At 36.5% G+C, this 20890-nt stretch carries 18 protein-coding genes; 11 read left to right on the forward strand and 7 right to left on the reverse strand.

Features of this window, described 5'->3' with window-relative positions:
• The first annotated feature begins 252 nt into the window (after positions 1-252).
• Both ACFRAE_RS09745 and ACFRAE_RS09750 read left to right on the forward strand, forming a co-directional pair.
• A complete protein-coding gene (locus ACFRAE_RS09745; RefSeq protein ID WP_422796961.1) occupies positions 253-876 on the forward strand; it encodes a 7-carboxy-7-deazaguanine synthase QueE in 624 nt (207 codons plus the stop codon).
• Between the two features lie 34 nt (positions 877-910).
• Complete coding sequence (locus ACFRAE_RS09750; RefSeq protein WP_422796962.1) at positions 911-2812, forward strand: OmpA family protein; 1902 nt, start codon at positions 911-913, stop codon at positions 2810-2812.
• A 12-nt stretch (positions 2813-2824) separates the two neighbouring features.
• Here ACFRAE_RS09750 and ACFRAE_RS09755 read toward each other — a convergent pair whose 3' ends face one another.
• The 3 genes from ACFRAE_RS09755 to ACFRAE_RS09765 form a co-directional block, all read right to left on the reverse strand.
• The gene (locus tag ACFRAE_RS09755; RefSeq protein ID WP_422796963.1) at positions 2825-4003 is read right to left on the reverse strand and encodes a glycosyl hydrolase family 28-related protein; all 1179 of its coding nucleotides are present in this window, start codon (positions 4001-4003) and stop codon (positions 2825-2827) included.
• 142 nt (positions 4004-4145) lie between these two features.
• Positions 4146-5219, reverse strand: coding sequence for a Gfo/Idh/MocA family protein (locus tag ACFRAE_RS09760; RefSeq protein WP_422796964.1), 1074 nt, complete (start codon positions 5217-5219; stop codon positions 4146-4148).
• A 16-nt stretch (positions 5220-5235) separates the two neighbouring features.
• Positions 5236-6495, reverse strand: coding sequence for a Gfo/Idh/MocA family protein (locus tag ACFRAE_RS09765; RefSeq protein WP_422796965.1), 1260 nt, complete (start codon positions 6493-6495; stop codon positions 5236-5238).
• Positions 6496-6613: 118 nt separating this feature from the next.
• Here ACFRAE_RS09765 and ACFRAE_RS09770 point away from each other — a divergent pair, with 118 nt between their 5' ends.
• A complete protein-coding gene (locus ACFRAE_RS09770; RefSeq protein WP_422796966.1) occupies positions 6614-7879 on the forward strand; it encodes a DUF819 domain-containing protein in 1266 nt (421 codons plus the stop codon).
• A gap of 312 nt (positions 7880-8191) precedes the next feature.
• Here ACFRAE_RS09770 and ACFRAE_RS09775 read toward each other — a convergent pair whose 3' ends face one another.
• Both ACFRAE_RS09775 and ACFRAE_RS09780 read right to left on the reverse strand, forming a co-directional pair.
• A complete protein-coding gene (locus ACFRAE_RS09775) occupies positions 8192-9241 on the reverse strand; it encodes a phytase (protein WP_422796967.1) in 1050 nt (349 codons plus the stop codon).
• A gap of 17 nt (positions 9242-9258) precedes the next feature.
• On the reverse strand, positions 9259-12048 hold the full coding sequence (locus ACFRAE_RS09780) for a TonB-dependent receptor (protein ID WP_422796968.1): 2790 nt from the start codon (positions 12046-12048) through the stop codon (positions 9259-9261).
• A 299-nt stretch (positions 12049-12347) separates the two neighbouring features.
• On the opposite strand from ACFRAE_RS09780, the gene ACFRAE_RS09785 reads away from it, so the two are divergent.
• From ACFRAE_RS09785 to ACFRAE_RS09805, 5 genes are all read left to right on the forward strand, one after another.
• On the forward strand, positions 12348-12791 hold the full coding sequence (locus ACFRAE_RS09785; RefSeq protein ID WP_422796969.1) for an acyl-CoA thioesterase: 444 nt from the start codon (positions 12348-12350) through the stop codon (positions 12789-12791).
• A gap of 82 nt (positions 12792-12873) precedes the next feature.
• A complete protein-coding gene (gene rsmI / locus ACFRAE_RS09790) occupies positions 12874-13539 on the forward strand; it encodes a 16S rRNA (cytidine(1402)-2'-O)-methyltransferase (protein ID WP_422796970.1) in 666 nt (221 codons plus the stop codon).
• 39 nt (positions 13540-13578) lie between these two features.
• Positions 13579-14352, forward strand: a complete 774-nt coding sequence (locus ACFRAE_RS09795) for a PH domain-containing protein (protein ID WP_422796971.1) — start codon at positions 13579-13581, stop codon at positions 14350-14352.
• Between the two features lie 5 nt (positions 14353-14357).
• Positions 14358-15986: an apolipoprotein N-acyltransferase gene (lnt, locus tag ACFRAE_RS09800; protein ID WP_422796972.1), complete on the forward strand. Its 1629-nt coding sequence runs from the start codon at positions 14358-14360 to the stop codon at positions 15984-15986.
• A 14-nt stretch (positions 15987-16000) separates the two neighbouring features.
• Positions 16001-17134 carry a cysteine desulfurase family protein gene (locus ACFRAE_RS09805; protein WP_422796973.1) on the forward strand — a complete coding sequence of 378 codons (1134 nt, stop codon included), beginning with the start codon at positions 16001-16003 and terminating at the stop codon, positions 17132-17134.
• A gap of 148 nt (positions 17135-17282) precedes the next feature.
• Here the strand turns inward: ACFRAE_RS09805 and ACFRAE_RS09810 are convergent, their stop codons facing one another.
• Both ACFRAE_RS09810 and ACFRAE_RS09815 read right to left on the reverse strand, forming a co-directional pair.
• Positions 17283-17699: a copper resistance protein NlpE gene (locus tag ACFRAE_RS09810; protein WP_422796974.1), complete on the reverse strand. Its 417-nt coding sequence runs from the start codon at positions 17697-17699 to the stop codon at positions 17283-17285.
• A 67-nt stretch (positions 17700-17766) separates the two neighbouring features.
• Positions 17767-18102, reverse strand: a complete 336-nt coding sequence (locus ACFRAE_RS09815) for a tetratricopeptide repeat protein (protein ID WP_422796975.1) — start codon at positions 18100-18102, stop codon at positions 17767-17769.
• A 290-nt stretch (positions 18103-18392) separates the two neighbouring features.
• Between ACFRAE_RS09815 and ACFRAE_RS09820 the strand changes: the two genes are divergently transcribed.
• The 3 genes from ACFRAE_RS09820 to ACFRAE_RS09830 all read left to right on the forward strand — a co-directional run bounded on the left by ACFRAE_RS09820 (position 18393) and on the right by ACFRAE_RS09830 (position 20874).
• Positions 18393-19124 carry an electron transfer flavoprotein subunit beta/FixA family protein gene (locus tag ACFRAE_RS09820; protein ID WP_422796976.1) on the forward strand — a complete coding sequence of 244 codons (732 nt, stop codon included), beginning with the start codon at positions 18393-18395 and terminating at the stop codon, positions 19122-19124.
• A 25-nt stretch (positions 19125-19149) separates the two neighbouring features.
• Positions 19150-20124: an electron transfer flavoprotein subunit alpha/FixB family protein gene (locus tag ACFRAE_RS09825; RefSeq protein WP_422796977.1), complete on the forward strand. Its 975-nt coding sequence runs from the start codon at positions 19150-19152 to the stop codon at positions 20122-20124.
• A 105-nt stretch (positions 20125-20229) separates the two neighbouring features.
• Positions 20230-20874: a bifunctional nuclease domain-containing protein gene (locus ACFRAE_RS09830; protein WP_422796978.1), complete on the forward strand. Its 645-nt coding sequence runs from the start codon at positions 20230-20232 to the stop codon at positions 20872-20874.
• The last annotated feature ends 16 nt before the right edge of the window (positions 20875-20890 follow it).

Here is a 20890-nt window from a genome sequence, read left to right on the forward strand (position 1 = left end):
TCAAAGTACAAAATTAGGCTTTTTTTTGAGGATTAAGAAATCAGAATCCATTTCCATTAACTAAAAAATAGCTAATTTAGTAATCATACTAGCCGCAAAAACTAAAGCGCATTAGTTGTCGATGATGTTTTCAATCATTGCCTGTGAGTAATTCTCCTTTTCGCAATATTGCTTTGAGCTGACAACATTTTGAGCGGTATTTAACATCTCTCAATTCTTTTTCCTAATTTTGCGGCTCTATTTTAAAGCGTTATGTCAAATCAAGTTCCAGAAGACGGCTCCTTTCTCCCTTTAATGGAAGAATTCTATACTATTCAAGGTGAAGGTTACCATACAGGAAAAGCAGCATATTTTATTCGATTAGGTGGTTGTGATGTAGGTTGCCATTGGTGTGATGTTAAAGAAAGTTGGAATGCGGACTTACACCCCTTGACTTCTGCAGATACCATTGTTGAAAACGCATTAAAATATCCTGCAAAAACGGTCGTGATAACTGGTGGAGAGCCTTTAATTTACAACTTAACGTACCTTACGTTAAAACTTAAAGAAGCTGGTATAAAAACATTTCTAGAAACCTCTGGTGCTTATCCCTTATCTGGCTATTGGGACTGGATCTGTTTATCGCCTAAAAAATTTAAGGGACCTCGCCCAGATGTGTTAAGTGCAGCAGGGGAATTGAAAGTTATCGTTTTCAATAAAACTGATTTTGAATGGGCAGAGGAACATGCAAAATTTGTCGGAACAAATTGTAAACTTTACTTGCAACCGGAATGGTCTAAGGCAGCGGAAATGACGCCTTTGATTATTGATTATGTAAAGGATAATCCCAAATGGGAAATTTCTTTGCAAACGCACAAATACTTAAATATTCCGTAAACTTCTCAAAAGAATGCTTAAGTTTAATAGTTAAATGACAAGCATTAGCCTATTCAAACAACTGTTAACCATTGGGTTCTGTTTATTCGTAAGCATAAGTTTTGCCCAACCCGGTTCAGTGAATAAAAAAGCCCAGAAAGCATTTGAAAATGCTAATCGTGCATTAGCCGCTAATAAACTCGCGGAAGCGAAAGATCTGTTACACATTGCCATTTTAGCAGATGCTAATTTTGCGACTGCATACCAGCAGTTAGGCGATATTTTAAGAAAGGAAGAGCATTATGCCAACGCTATTCCCTATTACGAAAAAGTATTGCAAATAAATCCTGAACTAAGCCCCTTAACGCAATTTGGATTAGCTTCATGTTTATTTTTTTCGGGAAAATATGAGGAAGCTTTAAAATACTTTAGCAGTTATAAAAAGTTATTGAATCCGAATGCTGCTTCTGTTGAACTGCTGAACAAATACCTGATCGATTGCGAATTTGCATTAGCAAACAGTGAACCAACTAAGAACATCCATCTCATCCCAATTTCTCCCGAAATAAACAGTTCTCATGATGAATACTTCCCAAAATTAACGGCCAATAACCAAAACATCATATTTACAAGAAAAGAAGCTAATCAAGAAAACTTTTACAGCAGTACGAAAATCAATGGAAAATGGACAAGCGTAGAAAAGCTACCTGAGCCCATAAACACGGCTGTATATAATGAAGGTGCACATTGCATTTCATTGGATGGTAAACAACTGTATTTCACGGGCTGCAATAGACCAAATGGCCTAGGTAGTTGCGACATCTATGTCTCCAATTTGGAGTCCGGCAGATGGACTACAGCAACTAATTTAGGGCCAGCTATAAATAGTAAGGGCTGGGAGGCTCAGCCAGCAATATCAGCGGATGGTAAAACCCTTTATTTTGTAAGCAATAGAGTTGGAGGATACGGAGGAAATGACCTTTGGATGAGCCAACTACAAGCGGATGGTACATGGTCAAAGGCAATAAACTTAGGCAACAAGATTAATAGTAAATATGATGAAGGCTCGCCGTATATCCATGCCGATAATAAAACCCTCTATTTTACATCCAATGGTTGGCCAGGTTATGGAAAGAATGATATATTTCAAAGTGAAAGGCAAGAGGATGGACAATGGAACGCTGCAAAAAATTTGGGGAAACCAATTAATAATGAGTTGGATCAGCGATCCTTCAACATCAGTTTAGATGGTAAGACAGGGTATCTGGCAAGCCAAGATAGCAGTAGAAATTGGGATATTTACACCGCATCAATTCCTCTGGAAATTGCACCTTCCAGCGTAGCATATATAGAAGGGATCATCCTTAACCAAGCCAACAAGCATCCACTTGGCGCTACAATACGTGTCACAAATACTAAAAATAATAAGCGAATATTTGAAGCCTCCAGTGATCACATAGACGGAACGTTTTTAGCCTTACTGCCTATTGGTCAAAATTATGCTGTACATGTAAAAAAAGAAGGATTTTTATTTCATTCCAAACAATATGATTTGACAAATCTAGCTCAGTCGGAAAGCAACTTTCAAGACAGCATTTATTTGGAGCCTATCCAAAAAGGATCTATCAGTATCTTAAGAAACATCTATTTTAACAGTAATGAATACCAAATTCTTCCTGACTCAGAAACCGATTTAAATTTATTAAAAGAATTTCTAGAGCTAAATCCCAAGCTGATCATAACGATTGAAGGACATACGGATCATACTGGGAATAGTCAAAACAATCAAGTGTTATCGGAACAAAGGGCTGCTGAAGTCGCTAAAATGCTCATTCAAAAAGGAATTAACAAAGACAGAATCCAAACTAAAGGGTATGGAGACAGCAAGCCCATCGATACGAACGATACCGAAAAAGGAAAGCAGGCTAATCGAAGGACCAGCTTTCGAATATTATAGGTTGATTAACGATTAGAAACTTGGACTGGCTTTTATATGTAAACCACCATTCTTTTTAAAATAGGAATTATCTGCACCCACATTAGACTTTACTAAATGATAATCCAATTTACCAAATAGCCTATTTTCAGGATCTAGAATAAAATTACTATAATTAAATGAAAGTGGAATTTGTCCTGAATTGACCTCAATGCCTACTTGTTCTATTTTAATAAATGATGTCCCAACCACATGGCCCGAGAAATCGACCTCTAATGAGTTAATGATATTTTTACAATTCTGAGCATGAATACGGCCAAACCAGCTGGAATGATCCATTTTCGAAAACACAAATGCTTGATCACAATTCCATACGGATAAATTATTACCATTTGCATGTTCTGAAAAGATCATACCGTATCGGAAAGCTGTTTTTACATAAATATTTCTAAAGTCTTGTTCCGGATTACACCATAACCTAGGAGCAACTAAACCCGCAGAATAATGCCCATCGTCCGTAGGAGCTGTCAAGTCTACACTTCTCACCGAAGAATATATCAATACATTATCTGTATATAAGGAAGCCGCATACGCCATATTAAGCCCTGAAAGATTGGGGTATTTTCCAGTTTGTGCCTTTACTTGAAAAGCGATGTCTTGTATGCGCATCAATGAATGGTTCAGTTTATAAATACCTCCCCCAGATCCCATAGCTAATAGAAAAGTAGCTTCTTTTTTCGGATCTGTATGCTTTTCGCCTAAAATATCTGAAAAAAGCACTGTACCGTTTACCCATACCTCGGATTTATCTACCGTTGTATGGTTTGCGTAAGCGCTTGCAGTATTTACAGCATTCTCTCCTACTATTTTGATCATGACATGAGATCTTCCGGCAGCAACTTTTGGTTTTATAATTAAATGGGCTTTCACTTCATACTTTTCTTGAATTGTTGCCAATCGATAGTGCCCATTTGGGAAATACAAAGTCCCTCCACCATGATCCACTAAATAATCCAACGCTTTTTGTATAGCTGGGACATCATCATTTTTCCCATCACCTTTAGCACCAAAGTCTTTCACATTATACGCTTGCTCTTTTAATACGTTCGTTTTAAAAGATTTAAGAGAACCGGCTAGCGCAGTGGAGCATAATAATAAGATAATTAAGGAAGCAGAAAACAACTTAACAGGAGCAAAGGAAACTGTAAACATAGTATAGGTTTGATTTAGATGTAAAATAAACTTACAAAAAAATATACAAATCTGACGGATTTGTATCAATTAATTATCGAAATTCAATAAAACAAAATGGCTCCTGCTAATGCAGGAGCCATATATTTCTTCGTAATACAGACTATAACCTCACAATTTCACCTGTCTTTACAGATTCATCGCAGGCAATAGCGATTTGCAAGCTGTTAATCGCATCTTGCATCGATTTACTTAAATCTAAATTGTCTTCTATTGCTTTCAAAAAGAAACGCTGTTCTCTGTTACACAATTCTTGATGGTCTGGCTCATCCTTAAGGTCTATCCATTCATCCTCTTTCGTAAAGGCATTTGATGCATCTATATTAGCATAATGAACTTTTAAGGATTCTGTTTTAGTATGATCCGCTACAGAATCAGATTTCCCAGCTTTTGCAGCATCATTCGCGACGATGGAGACACATCCTTTAGGACCAATAACATCTTTAATAAAAAATGCAGTCTCACTGATCATAGGTCCCCAACCTGCTTCATACCAACCTACACTACCATCATCAAAACGAATCTGCAATTGTCCATAGTTGTAGTTATCTGAAGGGATTTCTTCCGTCAGTCGAGCTCCTATAGCAGAAACTGAAACAGGTTTCGCCTGAGTCATCTGACACATCACATCGATATAATGAACCCCACAATCAACTATTGGGCTTAAACTTTTCATTAAATTCTTATGTACATCCCACATATATCCATGACTTTGCTGATTTAAATTCATCCGCATTACCAATGGGTATCCCATGGTTTTCCCAACTTCAATAAACTTTATCCAAGAAGGATGGTGCCTTAGAATATAGCCTACCACTAATTTTTTACCAGAAGCATTCGCTGCATCAATCACTCGTTGCGCACCTAAAACAGTGTCTGCTAATGGTTTCTCAATAAAAACATGTGATCCAGCCTCAAATGCTTTGATCGCATATTCCTCATGCGTATCTGGATACGTTGAGATACAAACTGCATCAGCCTTTGTTGCTTGTAAGGCTTCTTCGTACTCATCAAATAAGGCATATTGTGCACCTAAGGTTTCATTCAGTTTAACTTTACTTTCCCCCCTAGAAACCAATCCTACTATTTCAAACTCTTCCATTTCATGGTACGCTTGCGCATGAGATGCCCCCATATTACCGCAACCGACCACAAGTATCCTAATTTTTTGACTCATCTTTTTTTTAAATTACCTAAATTGCTAATCCTGGTCTAGGAATTAAAGCCTTATCCCCTTCCATTTCCCAAGAATAATCTTCTGAGGTAGGGCCGTAAGTTTTTGTCGAGTTTTGAATCTCTTCCAAACTTATTATTTTACCAGTATATGCTGCCTCTCTAGCCCAAATAGCCAATAAAGTAGAATCTGCCATAAACTCTCCATCATTGATTATCTGTTTATTTTTTATAGCAGCAAACAGCTCATTATGCTGTGTTTGATACATGTTATCTGTTTTACCGGCAAACTTCCATGGATTTTCCCCATAAATCTCGTAGCTGCTTAAAATACTAACATTCATACCCCCTTTAGTACCTTTTGCTTCCACTGAATTTCGTGGTTGTGTACCATTTTGCTGTCTTCCAAAGTGAAAGCCTTTTACCCCTTCACCATAATCAAATTCGATGGCAAAATGATCAAATACATTCCCAAACTTATCCCATGGTTTACTTTGGCGCCCTCCTGTACCAGAAACAAATTTAGGTAAACCTCTATTCATCATCCAGTTCATGAAATCTATACTATGTACTGTTTGTTCCACGATAATATCACCTGAATAACGTTGGTAGAAAAACCAGTTATACAATTGATACTGAAGATCAGACCATCCAGCCTGCTTAGGTTTTTCTGTCAATTCTCCTCCTAATCTAAAGGTGGAGATTGCATAAATATCCCCAATACTTCCAGCATGGATTAACTTCGCTAATTCACGATTTGGAGTCGTATATCTAAAACAAAAACCCGAAACAACATTTAACTTTTTCTCTTTTGCTAACTTCACTGCCTCACGAACCTTATGAACTCCTGGTACATCTACCGCCATAGGTTTCTCACAAAATACGTGTTTCCCTTTCTTAACGGCTTCAGCTAAATGATCGGGTCTAAATGAAGGCGGTGAACATAATAACACCACATCCACATCACTATCAATCAGTTTTTTATAGGCATCAAAACCAACATACTTTCTTTTATCTGCAACTTTCACACGATCCTTGTCAGCTTCTTGCAAAGAGGCTAAAGCGGTATCTAATTGTGCTTGAAAAATATCAGCTAAAGCAACGATTTCCACATCTGGATCTGCGGATAAGGCTTGAAATGCTGCTCCAGTGCCTCGGCCTCCACAGCCCACTAAACCAACTTTAATTTTTTTCTTCACATCCATTAAAGGATTAGGCATTTCTAACGATGTTGCCCCAAGAATGATACCACTACTCTTTATAAAATTTCTACGGTCCATTTCGTATTTATTATTTTTTGGATTAGATTTAATTTTGATTACTACCCAATAGGTAGATATGTTTGTTTATCAATAGAATTAGTTATTTTCACAGCAAATTAGCAATTATTAAAAATTTATGCAAATTACCTCTACCGAAAACCTGCCGTTAATTAGTAACACTTCTGTTGTATTTGGATTATTGATGCTTATTTTAGGATTCGTATTCTACACTTCCAACCTATCTAATAAGTTTATAAAAGGGTTTTACAATATTATTCCGCCACTTTTACTTTGTTATTTCCTCCCTGGATTATTAAACACTTTCCATATTATTGACGGTGTAAATTCTCCTCTTACGACCATTGGTAGTCGATATTTTTTACCAGCATGTTTAATTCTTTTTGTCATTAGTTTAGATTTAAAAGAAATGTGGGCCTTGAGAAAGCGCGCAGGACTAATGTTTATTACAGGTACCGTGGGCATTATCATTGGAGGGCCACTGGCCGTTTGGTTAACCTCCCTTGTGGCACCTGAGGTAGTCGGAGGAGTGGGACCAAATGAAGTATGGAGAGGTTTAGGCGCATTAGCAGGATCATGGGTAGGTGGAAGCGCCAATCAAGTCGCTCTTAAAGAAATATTAGAACCATCTCCAGAATTATTTTCCTCCATCATTGCGGTGGACGCTTTTGTAGCTTATTTATGGATGGCTTTCTTATTATTTGGAGCAGCTAAAGTAAAGAAGTTCAATGCTTTTTTTAAAGCCGATGCAAAGGATGTCGAGGAATTGCAAGAGAAAATGCAAAAGAGAGCTTTAGAAAACAACAAAATCCCAGATACTAAAGACTTTATGCTCATGCTATCTTTAGCATTCGCAGGAACTGGATTAGCGAGCTTCTTAGCTGAACCTTTCGCAAAATACATGGGAACAAACTTTCCCGAACTCGCTAAATTTTCCTTAACCAATGAATTCTTCTGGATTATCTTTTTTGCAACTGCCTTTGGTATTGCTTTATCGTTTACTCCTGCAAAAAAATTAGAATATGCAGGCGCCTCAAAGATAGGCTCAGTGCTACTTTACATGCTGATAATCACCATTGGTATGCAAATGGATATTACAGCAATCCTTGGTAACCCTGGATTATTTGTAGTAGGTCTTATATGGATATCCTTTCATGCGTTATTATTATTGATTATTGGCAAGCTATTTAAAGTACCCTTTTTCTATTTTGCCGTTGGAAGTATGGCAAATGTTGGAGGTGTAGCTTCAGCATCCGTCACTTCGGCAGCCTTCCACCCTTCTTTAATATCCGTAGGTGTGATCTTAGCAGTTTTTGGATATGCTATTGGTACATATGCCGGATGGTTAACAGCGATATTAATGCAGATGGTCTCTCCGATTTAAACTTTCATTTTTATATAGCAAGGTATCCAAGCATTTGAAAAGAAAAAGATCAACAGCATATTTGGCATTACCGTATGCGATGGATCATTCCCTCAGCATGTTTTTAGTATGACGACAAAGCATAGGATTAGTCAAACTAGATTGTAATAAACTTTATTCTCATACTTTATTTAGGGAATAAAAATTAGGCATAAGGATGGAGAATTTATTAGACAAACCTATCCAGAGCTGTCAATTCCTTCGCAGATAACATAAATAAGGGCCTCATCATTCCTGATGCGCCCTTATTACAAATGATTATGGTTTGGTATCTTATTTACTTAATAAATTTTCTATAAGTTGCCAATCGTAGTAATGGAAAACCCTTCCATTGGACATTGCGACCAATACCCCCTTTGGAAATTTTGAGCCTATAGGCATAGATACCGCATCAGCCCCATCACATTCTATTGTAGAAACAGGTATTTCTTTCAAAAGAGGATGTTGGTTGGCATTTTCAACACTCCCCTCCCTTGGATAAATGTTAAAGGAATTATTTTGCTGATTAGAAACTAGTATATACCCTGTACTATCCGTTTGTTTATATATTGCAATACCTTCATGATCAGATTTAAAATCCTTTTGACCAAATAATGCTAATTCTTCATTTCCTTTTTTAGGATTAGCATAATATTTATGAATGCCATAACCTTCATCCGAATAATAAATATAGCCCAACTCATTATCCACAGCGATAGCCTCGATTTCTTTCCCTCCGACATATTGACCAAATTCCCTGACCTTTTCTGCTTCCACTGCTTGACCATTCCAGATTAATTCATATTGAAATAAATAGCGTTCAGATGGACCACTTTTTCTTCCAACCACAGCATAAATCTTATGAGCCGATGAATCCTGTTGAGTATATAAGGCAATTCCCATAGGCGATCTTTCTTGCTCTCCTTCAAATACGGGGATACCACCTTGATCCAATGGCTTTAAATCAGGTAAGCTAAACACCCGAATTTTATTGGTTCCACGCTCGGTTAAAACAGCAATATCAATGGTCTGATCGCCCATTTTAAAACCATAAGCGATATCTACATTATTAGGACGATCCAAAGGCACTACCTTATTTATGATTTTCCCATCCATATCAAAGGCATACAATCCTCCCGTTTTTTCATGCTTGTCTGTACCGATCACAATTACTTGAGAACTATCCTTAGGGTTGATCCAAATCGCTGGATCATCCGTATCATTTGGAACTTGTTCGGTAATGATAGTAGGTTTAATAGCATCCTTAGCAACAGGTGCTAATTTGCTATGACAAGCCGTTAGCATGTACGTTAATGCAGTGGATATAATTAGTAATTTTTTCATTGTTTGTATATTATCTATTAAAGGTCAAATTTTAAACCCAACGTATATCTTGGCTTATAGTACTCCAATTGCATCATTCTATTTTGAGTTCCTTGATAATAACGCAAAGGCTGATTGGTCAAATTATTTGCTTCCGCAAATATTCTAAACTGCCGTGTTACTTTGTAAGATGCATTCGCATCAAGGAAGAATTGTTTATCATAATAGGCATCATTAAATGCATCTTTACCAATAGCATCCAAATAACCTGCAGCATAGTTCCCAGAAAGTCTTGCAGATAATTTAGAATTTTCCCAAGATAATGAAGCATTAAACATATGAGGTGCGGTACCCGGTAAACCAATATCTGTACGAAAAACACCATCTTCACCTGCTATTCCTTTCGCTTTTGAAGCCGTAAACGTATAGTTTGTATAAATCCCGAATCCTTTTAAAAATTGCCCCGGTAAAAAGTCCAATTGACGCTGAAAAGCAAGCTCAAAGCCATACACATCTACTTTATCCCCATTTTTAAACTGTTTAAACTCCCAAGTATCACCAGCAGCAATAGGGTTTGCTTGATTTGGATATAACTCCGTAAATCTTGCTGCAGTAAAATTCGCATCATTATACATATAGATGAAATTCTTCAATTTCTTATAGAAAACTCCCCCAGACAGTAAACCAATATTCTGAAAGTAATTTTCCAGCATGATATCTCCATTATATGCATAAGTAGCCTTTAACTTCGGATTACCTGCCTCTAATTCACTATCTTCAGATTTAGAACTGATATAAGGGGCTAAAGCATAATAATTGGGTCTTGCCAAGCCCGTACTAAAGGCAGCACGCAAGATAAAATGATCGTTGAAATTATGTTTTAATGTGGCATTAGGAAGAACATGGGTATACTTGTTTTTATTTTTAATTTGCCCTACTAATTCCTCTTCATCCTTAACATTATTTCCTGTATAATCCAAACGGGTATGCTCTATGCGAGCACCTAAAATTAAAGTCGTTGCCTCGCTTAAATTTTGATCAAAACGAGCATAAGCCGCGTAGATCCCTTCTTTTGCATGATAATTTTGAGATAAATACTCCGAAGGATCCGCTTCTTCTTCAAATTGATTTTTATCCAACAAATTCAAACCACCTAAATAGCTATTAGCAGCAAATGTTCCCGCTGCAAATCGTTCCCCTTGGTCCCAACCTCTAGCATCCCAGTGTTGATTAGGCACCTCTAATAAGTTATTGATTTTTGTATTTGGTTTATATTTATAAAAAATATTATCTCGGTTTTTAGTTTTCAAACGTAACCTTGCCCCAAAACGAAGTCTCCCTTTTTGACCATCCAAAACACTTAAAGGTACACGTAGATTAACTTTTGCGCCAATCTCATCCTCTGAAGTATAATTGTGATTTTCCGTAATTTTATTGAAACCAAACTTTGAAAGATCGGTAATACCATCAGTTACAAAAGGCAAATTAGAATCAGTCAAATCCTGTTGTAAAGCGGCGTTCTTAATCGAAAAATTAATATATCGCTCATTTGGACGATCTTCATCAGCTTTTGAATACGCTAAAGACCAATCCAAATCTAATTTAGGTGTTAATAAATGTTCTCCACGTAGGGATAAATTCAATACACTTTGTTTTTCCAATCGACTATTTTCATTCGCATTATTGTCTATTCCTCCTTTCGTTTCCCTACTAATTTCGCCGATATAAGCTTTTTTAGCCTCATCCCATTTCATTCCTTTATAGCGTAATCGATACCGATTTTCCAAATCATCACGCCAATTATATATCGCATTCAATCCAATACGATGGTGATCATTAATTTCAAAATCCCATCCAGCAGACACACTTCTTCTTACCCGACTCACATCATACTTACGGATGTCCATATCCTTCAAAAAGATTTGTTCCCCACTCTTGTTCCAAGCACTTTCAATGTTGTTAGATCCAAAATGCTGCGTTTGCATGGTTCCACTCAATACCAATCCCATTTTATTATCCATGAATCGATTTCCATAAATAATTGATCCATTGTATAGCGGTTTTTCGCGGATAGGTGCATACCCAGCCCCTACAGTTGCGGATAAACGTTGCTTATTTGGTACTGCCCTTGTTACTAGATTTACACTTCCACCGATAGCATCTGCGTCCATATCAGGCAACAACGTCTTGTTGACTTCAATATTTGAAATCATATCCGAAGGAATTAGATCCATTTGAACATTTCTATTATCCCCTTCAGCAGAAGGAATACGATCACCATTCAAAGTCACCGAATTCAATTCTGGTGCTAGTCCACGAATGATGATATTTCTAGCTTCGCCTTGATCATTTTGCATCGTTATACCAGGAACACGTTTTAAGGCATCACCAATATTTTGATCAGGAAAACGTCCAACCTGATCTGAAGAAATGACATTGCTGATATTATTATTGTTTTTTTGTTGATTTAATGCTTTAGCTTGTCCTTTTGCTAAATCACCTATCACCATTACTTCAGCAATGTTATTACTTCCTGACTCCAAAAAAATGGTTAAATTGGAAGTTGAAGCATTCACCTCCACCGTTTGTTGAAAATGCTTAAATCCTAAATAATTGATACTTAAATGATAAGTACCAACAGGTAAATTAAGAAACTCAAAATTCCCGTTTCCATCGGACACCGTGTACCGATTGCCCTCTTTTAATTTAATAGTTGCACCTGGCAACGAAAATTGATCCTTGGAATCCATTATTTTTCCCCTCAAAATACTTTGGGCATTCGAATAACAGAAAATAAAGGTGAATAATAGTAGTAAATAGTATCTCATATCAATAGTTTAATATTTGAGGTAAAGAAATGGTACTAATACAAACTACCAATTAATATAATGTTATTAATATGTTAAACGAATTAAAGAAATGAAGGCTAAATAACAAACTTACAAGCAGAATAACCCTAATAGTTAATAAATTAAATCAGTTAACATGGATTTAGGAACGCATTTTATGCTCCGCTTCTTCCAGATAGTACATGCACAAAACCAGTATTCCTAAAAAGTATGTTTTGAAAATAGTTTTCATCAAAATGAAATGAGTAATTTTAGCAGGAGAATTAGAGAGATATTCCATGCAACAAAACATTTTTTTTGAAGGCCAAGTATTATGGTCACAGATAGATGCCAATATCCATGTTCGGCATTCTGCATACGCCGATTTCTGCGCACAAGCTAGAAGTAATATGCTAAACCAATCAGGCTTATCCCTGCAAGAGTTCACAAAAAGAAAAATAGGCCCTATTTTATTCCGCGAAGAATTAATATATCACCGAGAAATCGGGCTTGACGAACGAATAACTGTGACTGTAGAAATCACTAAATACAATATCAGCAATTCTAGATTTTCTTTTAGACATGAAATTTTCAAAGAAAATGGTGTTAAAGCAGCAACAGTAAATGTAGATGGTGCCTGGATGAATATTGTTGAGCGGAAGTTAAGCGCCATTCCCGAAGAATGGAATGACCTGATTAAGCTGTTTCCAAAATCAGCGGATTATACGGAAGTTTCAGAATAATTGCACATTATTTTATTGAATTAACAGGAGGAATGTCAACTCCATTTTGCTTGACATACTCTTTAATTAGTTACCTTTGACTATGCTGTACATCGTACCAACACCTATAGGGAATTTAGAAGATATGACATTTAGGGCCATTCAAGTCCTTAAAAATGTTGATATCATTCTTGCAGAAGATACCAGAACAAGTGCTCCATTGTTAAAACACTTTGGAATTGATAAAAAAGTTTTTGCGCATCATCAACACAATGAACACAAGGCCGTTCAAGAAATCATCCGATTATTAAAAGAAGGCAATAAAATAGCGTTAATATCTGATGCAGGTACTCCCGCAATATCTGATCCCGGATTTCTTTTAGTTAGGGAAGCTATTAAAGAGCATATCGAAGTACAGTGCCTACCAGGTGCCACCGCCTTTGTTCCTGCATTAGTCAATTCTGGATTACCCAATGACCGATTTTGTTTTGAAGGCTTTTTACCGGTTAAGAAAGGACGACAAACTCGTCTAAAGGCCTTAGCGGAAGAAAGAAGAACCATGATTTTCTATGAATCACCGCATCGCATTTTGAAAACACTTGACGAATTTATTGCCGTATTCGGTCCCGACAGACAAGGTTCGATATCTAGAGAAATTAGCAAGCTATATGAGGAAAATGTGCGCGGCTCATTGGAAGAATTAAAAAATCATTTTGAAACACATCCCGTAAAAGGCGAATTTGTTTGCTGTATTGCAGGATTAAGTTAATAATAATAGGTTTACCACAATATCATAAGGAATTCACAAATGGAAAACTATCAACTAGATAAATACGCTCAAGATGGTCAAGATCCAAAAGTATTAGATAAGGTTCTTGGAAAAATTTTAGATATGTTAACCGCCGATGAAGAGGTTAACTATGTAGCGATACAAAAAAAACCTGCAGTGAACCTACTGCCGGATAGTATTACTGTAAGTAATAAACGAATCTTCCTAGGTGAATTTACAAAGCTAGGATTAGCTACTAATTTTGAAATATTCTCTTGGCAAGACATTAAGGATATCGCATTTAAAGAAGAAATATTCGGATCTAAGGTTACCGTTATTCCCTATACAGGAGAAAATTTAACGATAGATTATATTCCAAAAACCCAGGCTCGTAAACTCTATCAATTAATCAAAGCGGCATTAGATAATCTCCAAGCTCAAAAACAAGTCAAAGCAGACCCTAAAATGGGTATTGAAAATAAACCAAAATTTGACTCTTATATTCCACAGGATCAAACAAAAGATTTACCTACAACAAGTTTAGAAGCTCCTATAGCAATTAATAAACAAGTAGAATCGAATACTGATCCTATAGGTGCTAGTTTCAATAATCCTAGCGCTTTCAGTCCACAAACGCCAACTTCCGTTCCAACGCAAAGTGAACCCAAAGCAATGCAAGCACTGGACCATACGATTATCGAGGATGATGAACTTACTATGAAGTTAAAAAAACTTAAAAGCTTGTATGATAAACAACTTATCACGCAAGCTGAATACGAATCTAAAAAAGCAGAAATTCTAAGCAAACTATAAATCAAATGCGTAATAATTATTTGCTGGCTAGCCTTAGTGCCCTATTGCTTTGGTTGGCATGGCCTCCGATCCCTTATAGTAGTTTTCTATTGTTTGTTGCTTTTGTACCCTTGTTATTTGCTATAGAAAAAGTAATGCGTTCCGATTTGAAAAACAAAGGGCGTAAAATCTTTTCATTAGCGTTTGTTACTGGCTTTATTTGGAATACCGCATCCATTTACTGGGTTTATAATGCCATGAATGCCTATTTAAATGCAGCGACATCCCTCTTGATTGCTTTAATCCCATTCACATTAGCACCACTGCTAATGGCGGTTGTTTTCAGACTATATTATCAACTTCGTAAAAAAAATCAAATTCTAATCAGTTTTCTAGGATTAATATCCTTTTGGATTGCCTATGAGTATTTACATCAAACTTGGGATTTATCATTTCCTTGGATGACGCTCGGTAATGGGTTTGCGAACTTTCATCAGTTGATCCAATGGTACAGCATTACTGGGGTATATGGAGGAACGTTATGGATTTGGATTTTAAACCTTTTGATCTTTTTACTGTTATGGCAGAAAAAAGAAAAATTAGAAATATACAGCAATAACATAGTTTTATCTATTGCGCTATTTAGCTTTTTACTACCTGCCATCAGTTCCATCGTTATATACCAGCGATATAATGAGCATGTAAACCCTTCGGAGATAGTCACAGTACAACCTAATATTGATCCTTTTGAAAAATGGGATTCATCTCCTATGAAGCAATTGGAAATTCTGATGAATTTGTCTCAAAAAGTAGCGAAACTCAATACGGAATTTTTCATTTGGCCAGAGACCGCAATCTCTGGTGAACGTGGAATAAATGAAGATGATTTTCGTGATTATGAACAATATAGAAAGGTCATTCAATTCTTAGAACCGTATCACAATGCGAATGTGCTTTCTGGAATTGAAAGTTATGCGATATACCAAGACCAACGTTCGTTAACAGCCGAACAAGTTGGAAATGTGTTTATAGACCGATTCAATGCAGCGGTCTTAATAGATGGAAGTTCTAAACTGCAGTTTTACCATAAGTCAAAACTAGTCCCAGGAGCTGAACAAATGCCCTTTGGTGAGGCTATGAGCTTCTTGAAACCCTTTTTCGCCCATTTTGGTGGCTCTACTGGTGGTTATGGCAGTCAAAAAGAACCCTCCGTATTCTATTCAGCAAGTGGTATTGGGGCAGCCCCAGTCATTTGTTACGAATCCATTTGGGGGAATTATGTCGCAGAATATGTTAAAAAAGGTGCGCAATTCATTGCAATAGTGACCAACGATGGCTGGTGGGGAGATACTTCTGGAAAAGATCAGCATTTGCTATATGCTAAATTAAGAGCAATTGAAAATAGACGTTGGGTCGTACGATCTGCAAATACAGGCATTTCAGCCTTTATCAATCAAAAAGGGGATATTGTTCAGCAATCTACTTGGTGGGTACCAACAGCCTTATCTCAAGAAATTAATTTGAATGAAGACCTTACTTTTTACAGCAGATACAAAGACTTAATTGTTTACATCTCCCTGATTACCAGCGCTATTTTACTTTGTTTGTTGCTGGTCAGAAATAACAAAAAGTCTCCAAATTCTCAACCTGTTTAATTATATTTGCGCCCATGCAAGTTTATTTCGACAATGCCGCTACTACCGCTTTAGATAAAAATGTTATCGAAGCAATGGTCAAAACTCTTACCGAAAATTTTGGCAACCCATCTTCCATACATGCACATGGCCGTGAAACGAAAACCATCATTGAACAAGCCAGAAGAACAGTTGCCAAGTTATTAAATACCTCTCCTTCTGAAATATTTTTCACTTCTGGAGGCACAGAGGCCGACAACATGGCTATTGTTCGTGCGATTGAAGCTTATCAAATTACTCATGCAATTACTTCTCCGATAGAACATCATGCTGTATTACATACCTTGGAAGAGCTGGAAAAAGCGGGGAAAATACACTTAGACTTATTAGAGGTAGATGCGGAAGGCAATATTAATCTTGCCCAACTAGAACAATTACTGGCAGCGAACCCAAGAACATTTGTATCGTTAATGCATGCCAATAATGAATTGGGGAACTTAGCCGATATTAAAAGAATTGGTGAAATTTGCGAACAATATCAAGCAGTTTTTCATTCGGATACTGTGCAAACAATGGGACATTATCCGCATAACCTAGCGGATTTAAAAGTTGATTTCATAACAGGAGCTGCTCATAAATTCCATGGCCCAAAAGGTGTAGGTTTTTTATATATTAATGGCCGAAATAAAATTAAACCCCTTATATACGGTGGTGCACAAGAACGCAATATGCGTGGTGGTACCGAAAACGTATATGGTATCGTTGGATTGTCAAAAGCTTTAGAGATTGCATATGCAGAAATGGACCAACATCAATCCTATATTCAATCCATTAAAGATTATATGAAATCTCAATTAATAACACAGATTCCTGGAGTGGAATTCAATGGAGAACAAGAAACCGCAAAATCACTCTACACCGTGCTGAACGTATCTTTACCTTGTAGCAATATGGGTGATATGTTGTTATTCAATTTAGATATCAAGGGAATATCCGCATCAGGTGGTAGTGCATGTAGTTCAGGCTCTGACATCGGATCGCATGTACTTCGTGCGATAAAATCAAATCCAGATCGCCCTTCGGTTCGATTCTCTTTCAGTAAATTTAACACTATAGAAGAGGTAGATTTTGTAGTTGCAGCATTAAAAGAAATTTGCAACCACGACTAATACTTTGGAACATGCTAAAAAAAATGCCTTAAACAAGTTTAAGGCATTTTTTATTTCTTTTGATCTAATCAAATACGAATAGTAGCTGTTGTATTTAGATATTACCCCAATTAAATCATAAATTTTTCTTTAGTTAACTACGATCTAATTAGTCTATTTTGACTAAGACATACTGATCGGCTAAGTCCCCTTTAATTTCTTTACCGGAAAGATCAAGTTGATTAAGCTGCTTATCAGATATCTTATAGTCGTAATCTATATTTTCTAAACTTAATATATCATCATTTATTTTCCAACGTCCACGATGCTCAAAGACTTCATCACTTTTACCTACATAAGTATATCTTAAATAATATTGCTTGTTATTACTTAAGTTTAATACGGTGGATATATTGGTGCAATCTGCACAGGGTAAGCGCCCCTCATACGTTCCTACAATTCCGATACCTGTTAACACATTCCCTTCTGATTGTTGCAATTGATTAACATTTGGCTTGCTGTTTTTACAGCTAATACCAATGATAATCAAAATCAAAGTGAATGAAATAATGGACAAGGCACGCATAATAAACGATTTGGAACTTTAAAAACAAAAAAGATACCATTATTTCATTTTTAAGAAAACTTTAACATTATTCGTCGTCTTCGTCCAATAAACCATCCAGCAGCAGCAAGGCATTTTTTAATTCTCCTAAAGCATGAAAATTGCGTTTTTGCTGTGCCATGTGAATTCCTTGTTCGTAAATAAGCCTAGACCTGTCTGGTTGATTTGCCTGCTCTAGAAATTTACCAAAATGATAATAAGTACCAATATAATCTTCATGATGCTCCAATAAATCTTCAAACCCTTTTAACGCCATTGCATCTTCTCCGAGTTTTACGTACTCCATCGTGATAGCGTATTTAAGAAATGGATCTTGAGGATTTTCCTCTAAAAAACTATTCAATTGGTCTAAGCGTTTATTCATACACAAAAATAGATTATTTATATGGATTTAAAAATGAGAGTCCAAATCTGAAAAAATACTATGCACGCATAGAAATGACAATTATATGACAAACATTATTCGGGAAAAAATATTCTTAATTTCAAAAATTATGATTAAAATTTCGATAGTTTATTGCGTAATTTATCATTTAAGGTCATTTATTTTATAAACAAACTAATTTATATGGATTTAATGAGGACTAAAAACATCGCTATATATGTTTTGAAATACTTAACAAATAGTGTAGGTTTGTGTAAAACGCTAGAATTATGAAAATATTAGTATGCATAAGTAACGTTCCAGACACCACTTCAAAAATTACGTTCACTAACGATAATACGGTTTTCAATAGTCAAGGTATACAATATATAATAAATCCATATGATGAAATAGCTTTAGCAAAAGCTGTTGAGCTCGCTGAAGGCGGAAAAGGCACTGTAACTGTTATCAATGTGGGCGATAGTAGTACCGAACCAACCATTCGTAAGGCATTAGCTATTGGTGCTGATGATGCAGTCCGGGTGAATGCAAATGCTAGAGATGCTTGGTTTGTAGCCAATCAAATAGCAAATTATGCTAAAAATAATTCTTTCGATTTAATCCTAACAGGTCGTGAATCCATAGATTATAACGGTGCTCAAGTAGCAGCCTTATTAGGTGAGTTATTAAATCTTCCATCCGTATCCATCGCTAAAAAATTAATAATTGAAGGCAGCGAAGCCACGATCGATCGTGAAATAGAAGGCGGAAAAGAAGTATTGACGGTCAATCTACCTGTGGTAGTAGGTACAGCTGAAGGTGTTGCAGAACCAAAAATTCCGAATATGAGAGGAATCATGAGTGCAAGAACAAAACCACTACAGGTCATCGAACCAATAGAAGTTAGCGTACTTTCCAGCATAAGTAAGTTCGAAACTCCAGCGGCTAGAGGTACTGTAAAATTAGTGGACGAAGTCGATCAATTGGTGCAATTGTTACACAGTGAAGCTAAAGTGATCTAATCCTTATTTATCAAAAGAATACAATATGGCTATTTTAGTTTATATAGAAAATATAGAAGGAACATTTAAAAAATCAGCATTTGAGGTGGTCTCTTACGCAAAGGCTATTGCCGACCAACTTTCTGATACTGTAACTGCGATTTCTATTGGTCAGGTAGCAGAAGCAGAACTAACGAAATTAGGTCAATATGGCGTCAGCAAAGTGTTGGATTGTAATCAAGAACAATTAAAACAATTTGTAAATAAAGCATATGCTTCGATTATAGCGGCTGCGGCCATACAAGAGCATGCGAATGTCGTTATTTTATCCAATTCATTCAGTGGAAAAGGTTTAGCACCACGTTTAGCTGCAAAACTTCAAGCTGGATTAGCTGATGGGGCAATAAGCCTGCCTTCCTTTACCGCAAACGGTATGGAAATTAAAAAATCAGCATTTTCAAACAAAGCTTTTGCTACTGAACTTATCAGTTCCGATAAAAAAGTAATTGCCCTCAATCCGAATAGCTTCGAACTCGTTAAATCTGATACGCAAACAACGATCAGTTCATTTAGTCCAAATTTATCAGAACAAGATTTCAATGTAATTGTTAAAGATATTGTGAGGGCAACCGATAAAATATCTTTACCCGAAGCCGAGATTGTTGTATCTGCAGGCCGTGGACTAAAAGGACCCGAAAATTGGGCGATGATTGAAGAGTTAGCGGAGGTATTAGGTGCTGCGACAGCTTGCTCCAAACCAGTATCTGATGCCGGCTGGAGGCCGCATTCGGAACACGTGGGTCAAACTGGAATAGTTGTTAGTCCTAATTTATACATCGCTATAGGTATTTCAGGTGCTATACAACATTTAGCAGGGGTGAGTTCTTCTAAAACTATTGTCGTTATTAATAAGGATTCAGAAGCTCCATTTTTTAAAGTAGCTGACTATGGAATTGTAGGAGATGCCTTTGAAATCGTGCCAAAATTAACTCAAGCTATTAAAGCTTTGAAACAACAATAAATATTTACTAAACAATGAACGAGTGGCCTCTGCTAAAAAATGGCAGGGTCACTTTTTTTTTGCCTTGAATATTCCCATCTTTGTATTCACGTTAACGTGTTTTTAATGAAGAAAATCAAGTTAGATATCGTAGGGCTTTCCTATAGTCAGACACAATCTGGAGCTTATGCATTGGTATTAGGCGAAGTTGGAGGTAATAGACGATTACCTGTGATTATTGGAGGTTTTGAAGCGCAATCTATTGCCGTTGAAATTGAAAAAATGACCCCGAGCAGACCGCTGACGCATGATTTATTTAAATCATTTGCGGAAACGTTCCGTATTAACCTCGAGGAAATATTAATCTACAATTTGATAGATGGGATTTTCTTTGCCAAATTAATTTGTTCTGATGGCAGTCAAACTACTGAAATTGATGCACGTACTTCGGATGCTGTCGCACTAGCGGTTCGCTTCGAATGCCCTATTTACACGTACGATTTCATTATGAATACAGCAGGAATAGTCATTGAAGGCAACGATTTCGCCTTTCTAGAGAACATTGAAAATGTAGGAAACTACAAACCCGCTGAGAATTCGGATCAGGAAGTGGAAGAAAAACCCATAGAGAAAGAAAAAGTAAAAAACAAACCCTCTCCCTATGCTTCTTTAAGCTTAGAACAACTCGAAAAAACACTTGTAGAGGCTATTGAAAATGAACAATATGAAACCGCCGCAAAAATTCGCGACGAAATAGAAAAACGAAAATAATTTTTACCTCTCCCTT

Origin of the sequence: Sphingobacterium sp. HJSM2_6, from assembly GCF_049316305.1 — a bacterium.
In the GTDB taxonomy this organism is placed as follows: Bacteria; Bacteroidota; Bacteroidia; order Sphingobacteriales; family Sphingobacteriaceae; genus Sphingobacterium.

What these genes read in the sequence shown, in the direction of transcription:
- ACFRAE_RS09745 (WP_422796961.1), top strand. Translation starts at nt 253, where the DNA reads ATGTCAAATCAAGTTCCAGAAGACGGCTCCTTTCTCCCTTTAATGGAA.
- ACFRAE_RS09750 (WP_422796962.1), top strand. Translation starts at nt 911, where the DNA reads ATGACAAGCATTAGCCTATTCAAACAACTGTTAACCATTGGGTTCTGT.
- ACFRAE_RS09755 (WP_422796963.1), bottom strand. Translation starts at nt 4,003, where the DNA reads ATGTTTACAGTTTCCTTTGCTCCTGTTAAGTTGTTTTCTGCTTCCTTA.
- ACFRAE_RS09760 (WP_422796964.1), bottom strand. Translation starts at nt 5,219, where the DNA reads ATGAGTCAAAAAATTAGGATACTTGTGGTCGGTTGCGGTAATATGGGG.
- ACFRAE_RS09765 (WP_422796965.1), bottom strand. Translation starts at nt 6,495, where the DNA reads ATGGACCGTAGAAATTTTATAAAGAGTAGTGGTATCATTCTTGGGGCA.
- ACFRAE_RS09770 (WP_422796966.1), top strand. Translation starts at nt 6,614, where the DNA reads ATGCAAATTACCTCTACCGAAAACCTGCCGTTAATTAGTAACACTTCT.
- ACFRAE_RS09775 (WP_422796967.1), bottom strand. Translation starts at nt 9,241, where the DNA reads ATGAAAAAATTACTAATTATATCCACTGCATTAACGTACATGCTAACG.
- ACFRAE_RS09780 (WP_422796968.1), bottom strand. Translation starts at nt 12,048, where the DNA reads ATGAGATACTATTTACTACTATTATTCACCTTTATTTTCTGTTATTCG.
- ACFRAE_RS09785 (WP_422796969.1), top strand. Translation starts at nt 12,348, where the DNA reads ATGCAACAAAACATTTTTTTTGAAGGCCAAGTATTATGGTCACAGATA.
- rsmI (WP_422796970.1), top strand. Translation starts at nt 12,874, where the DNA reads ATGCTGTACATCGTACCAACACCTATAGGGAATTTAGAAGATATGACA.
- ACFRAE_RS09795 (WP_422796971.1), top strand. Translation starts at nt 13,579, where the DNA reads ATGGAAAACTATCAACTAGATAAATACGCTCAAGATGGTCAAGATCCA.
- lnt (WP_422796972.1), top strand. Translation starts at nt 14,358, where the DNA reads ATGCGTAATAATTATTTGCTGGCTAGCCTTAGTGCCCTATTGCTTTGG.
- ACFRAE_RS09805 (WP_422796973.1), top strand. Translation starts at nt 16,001, where the DNA reads ATGCAAGTTTATTTCGACAATGCCGCTACTACCGCTTTAGATAAAAAT.
- ACFRAE_RS09810 (WP_422796974.1), bottom strand. Translation starts at nt 17,699, where the DNA reads ATGCGTGCCTTGTCCATTATTTCATTCACTTTGATTTTGATTATCATT.
- ACFRAE_RS09815 (WP_422796975.1), bottom strand. Translation starts at nt 18,102, where the DNA reads ATGAATAAACGCTTAGACCAATTGAATAGTTTTTTAGAGGAAAATCCT.
- ACFRAE_RS09820 (WP_422796976.1), top strand. Translation starts at nt 18,393, where the DNA reads ATGAAAATATTAGTATGCATAAGTAACGTTCCAGACACCACTTCAAAA.
- ACFRAE_RS09825 (WP_422796977.1), top strand. Translation starts at nt 19,150, where the DNA reads ATGGCTATTTTAGTTTATATAGAAAATATAGAAGGAACATTTAAAAAA.
- ACFRAE_RS09830 (WP_422796978.1), top strand. Translation starts at nt 20,230, where the DNA reads ATGAAGAAAATCAAGTTAGATATCGTAGGGCTTTCCTATAGTCAGACA.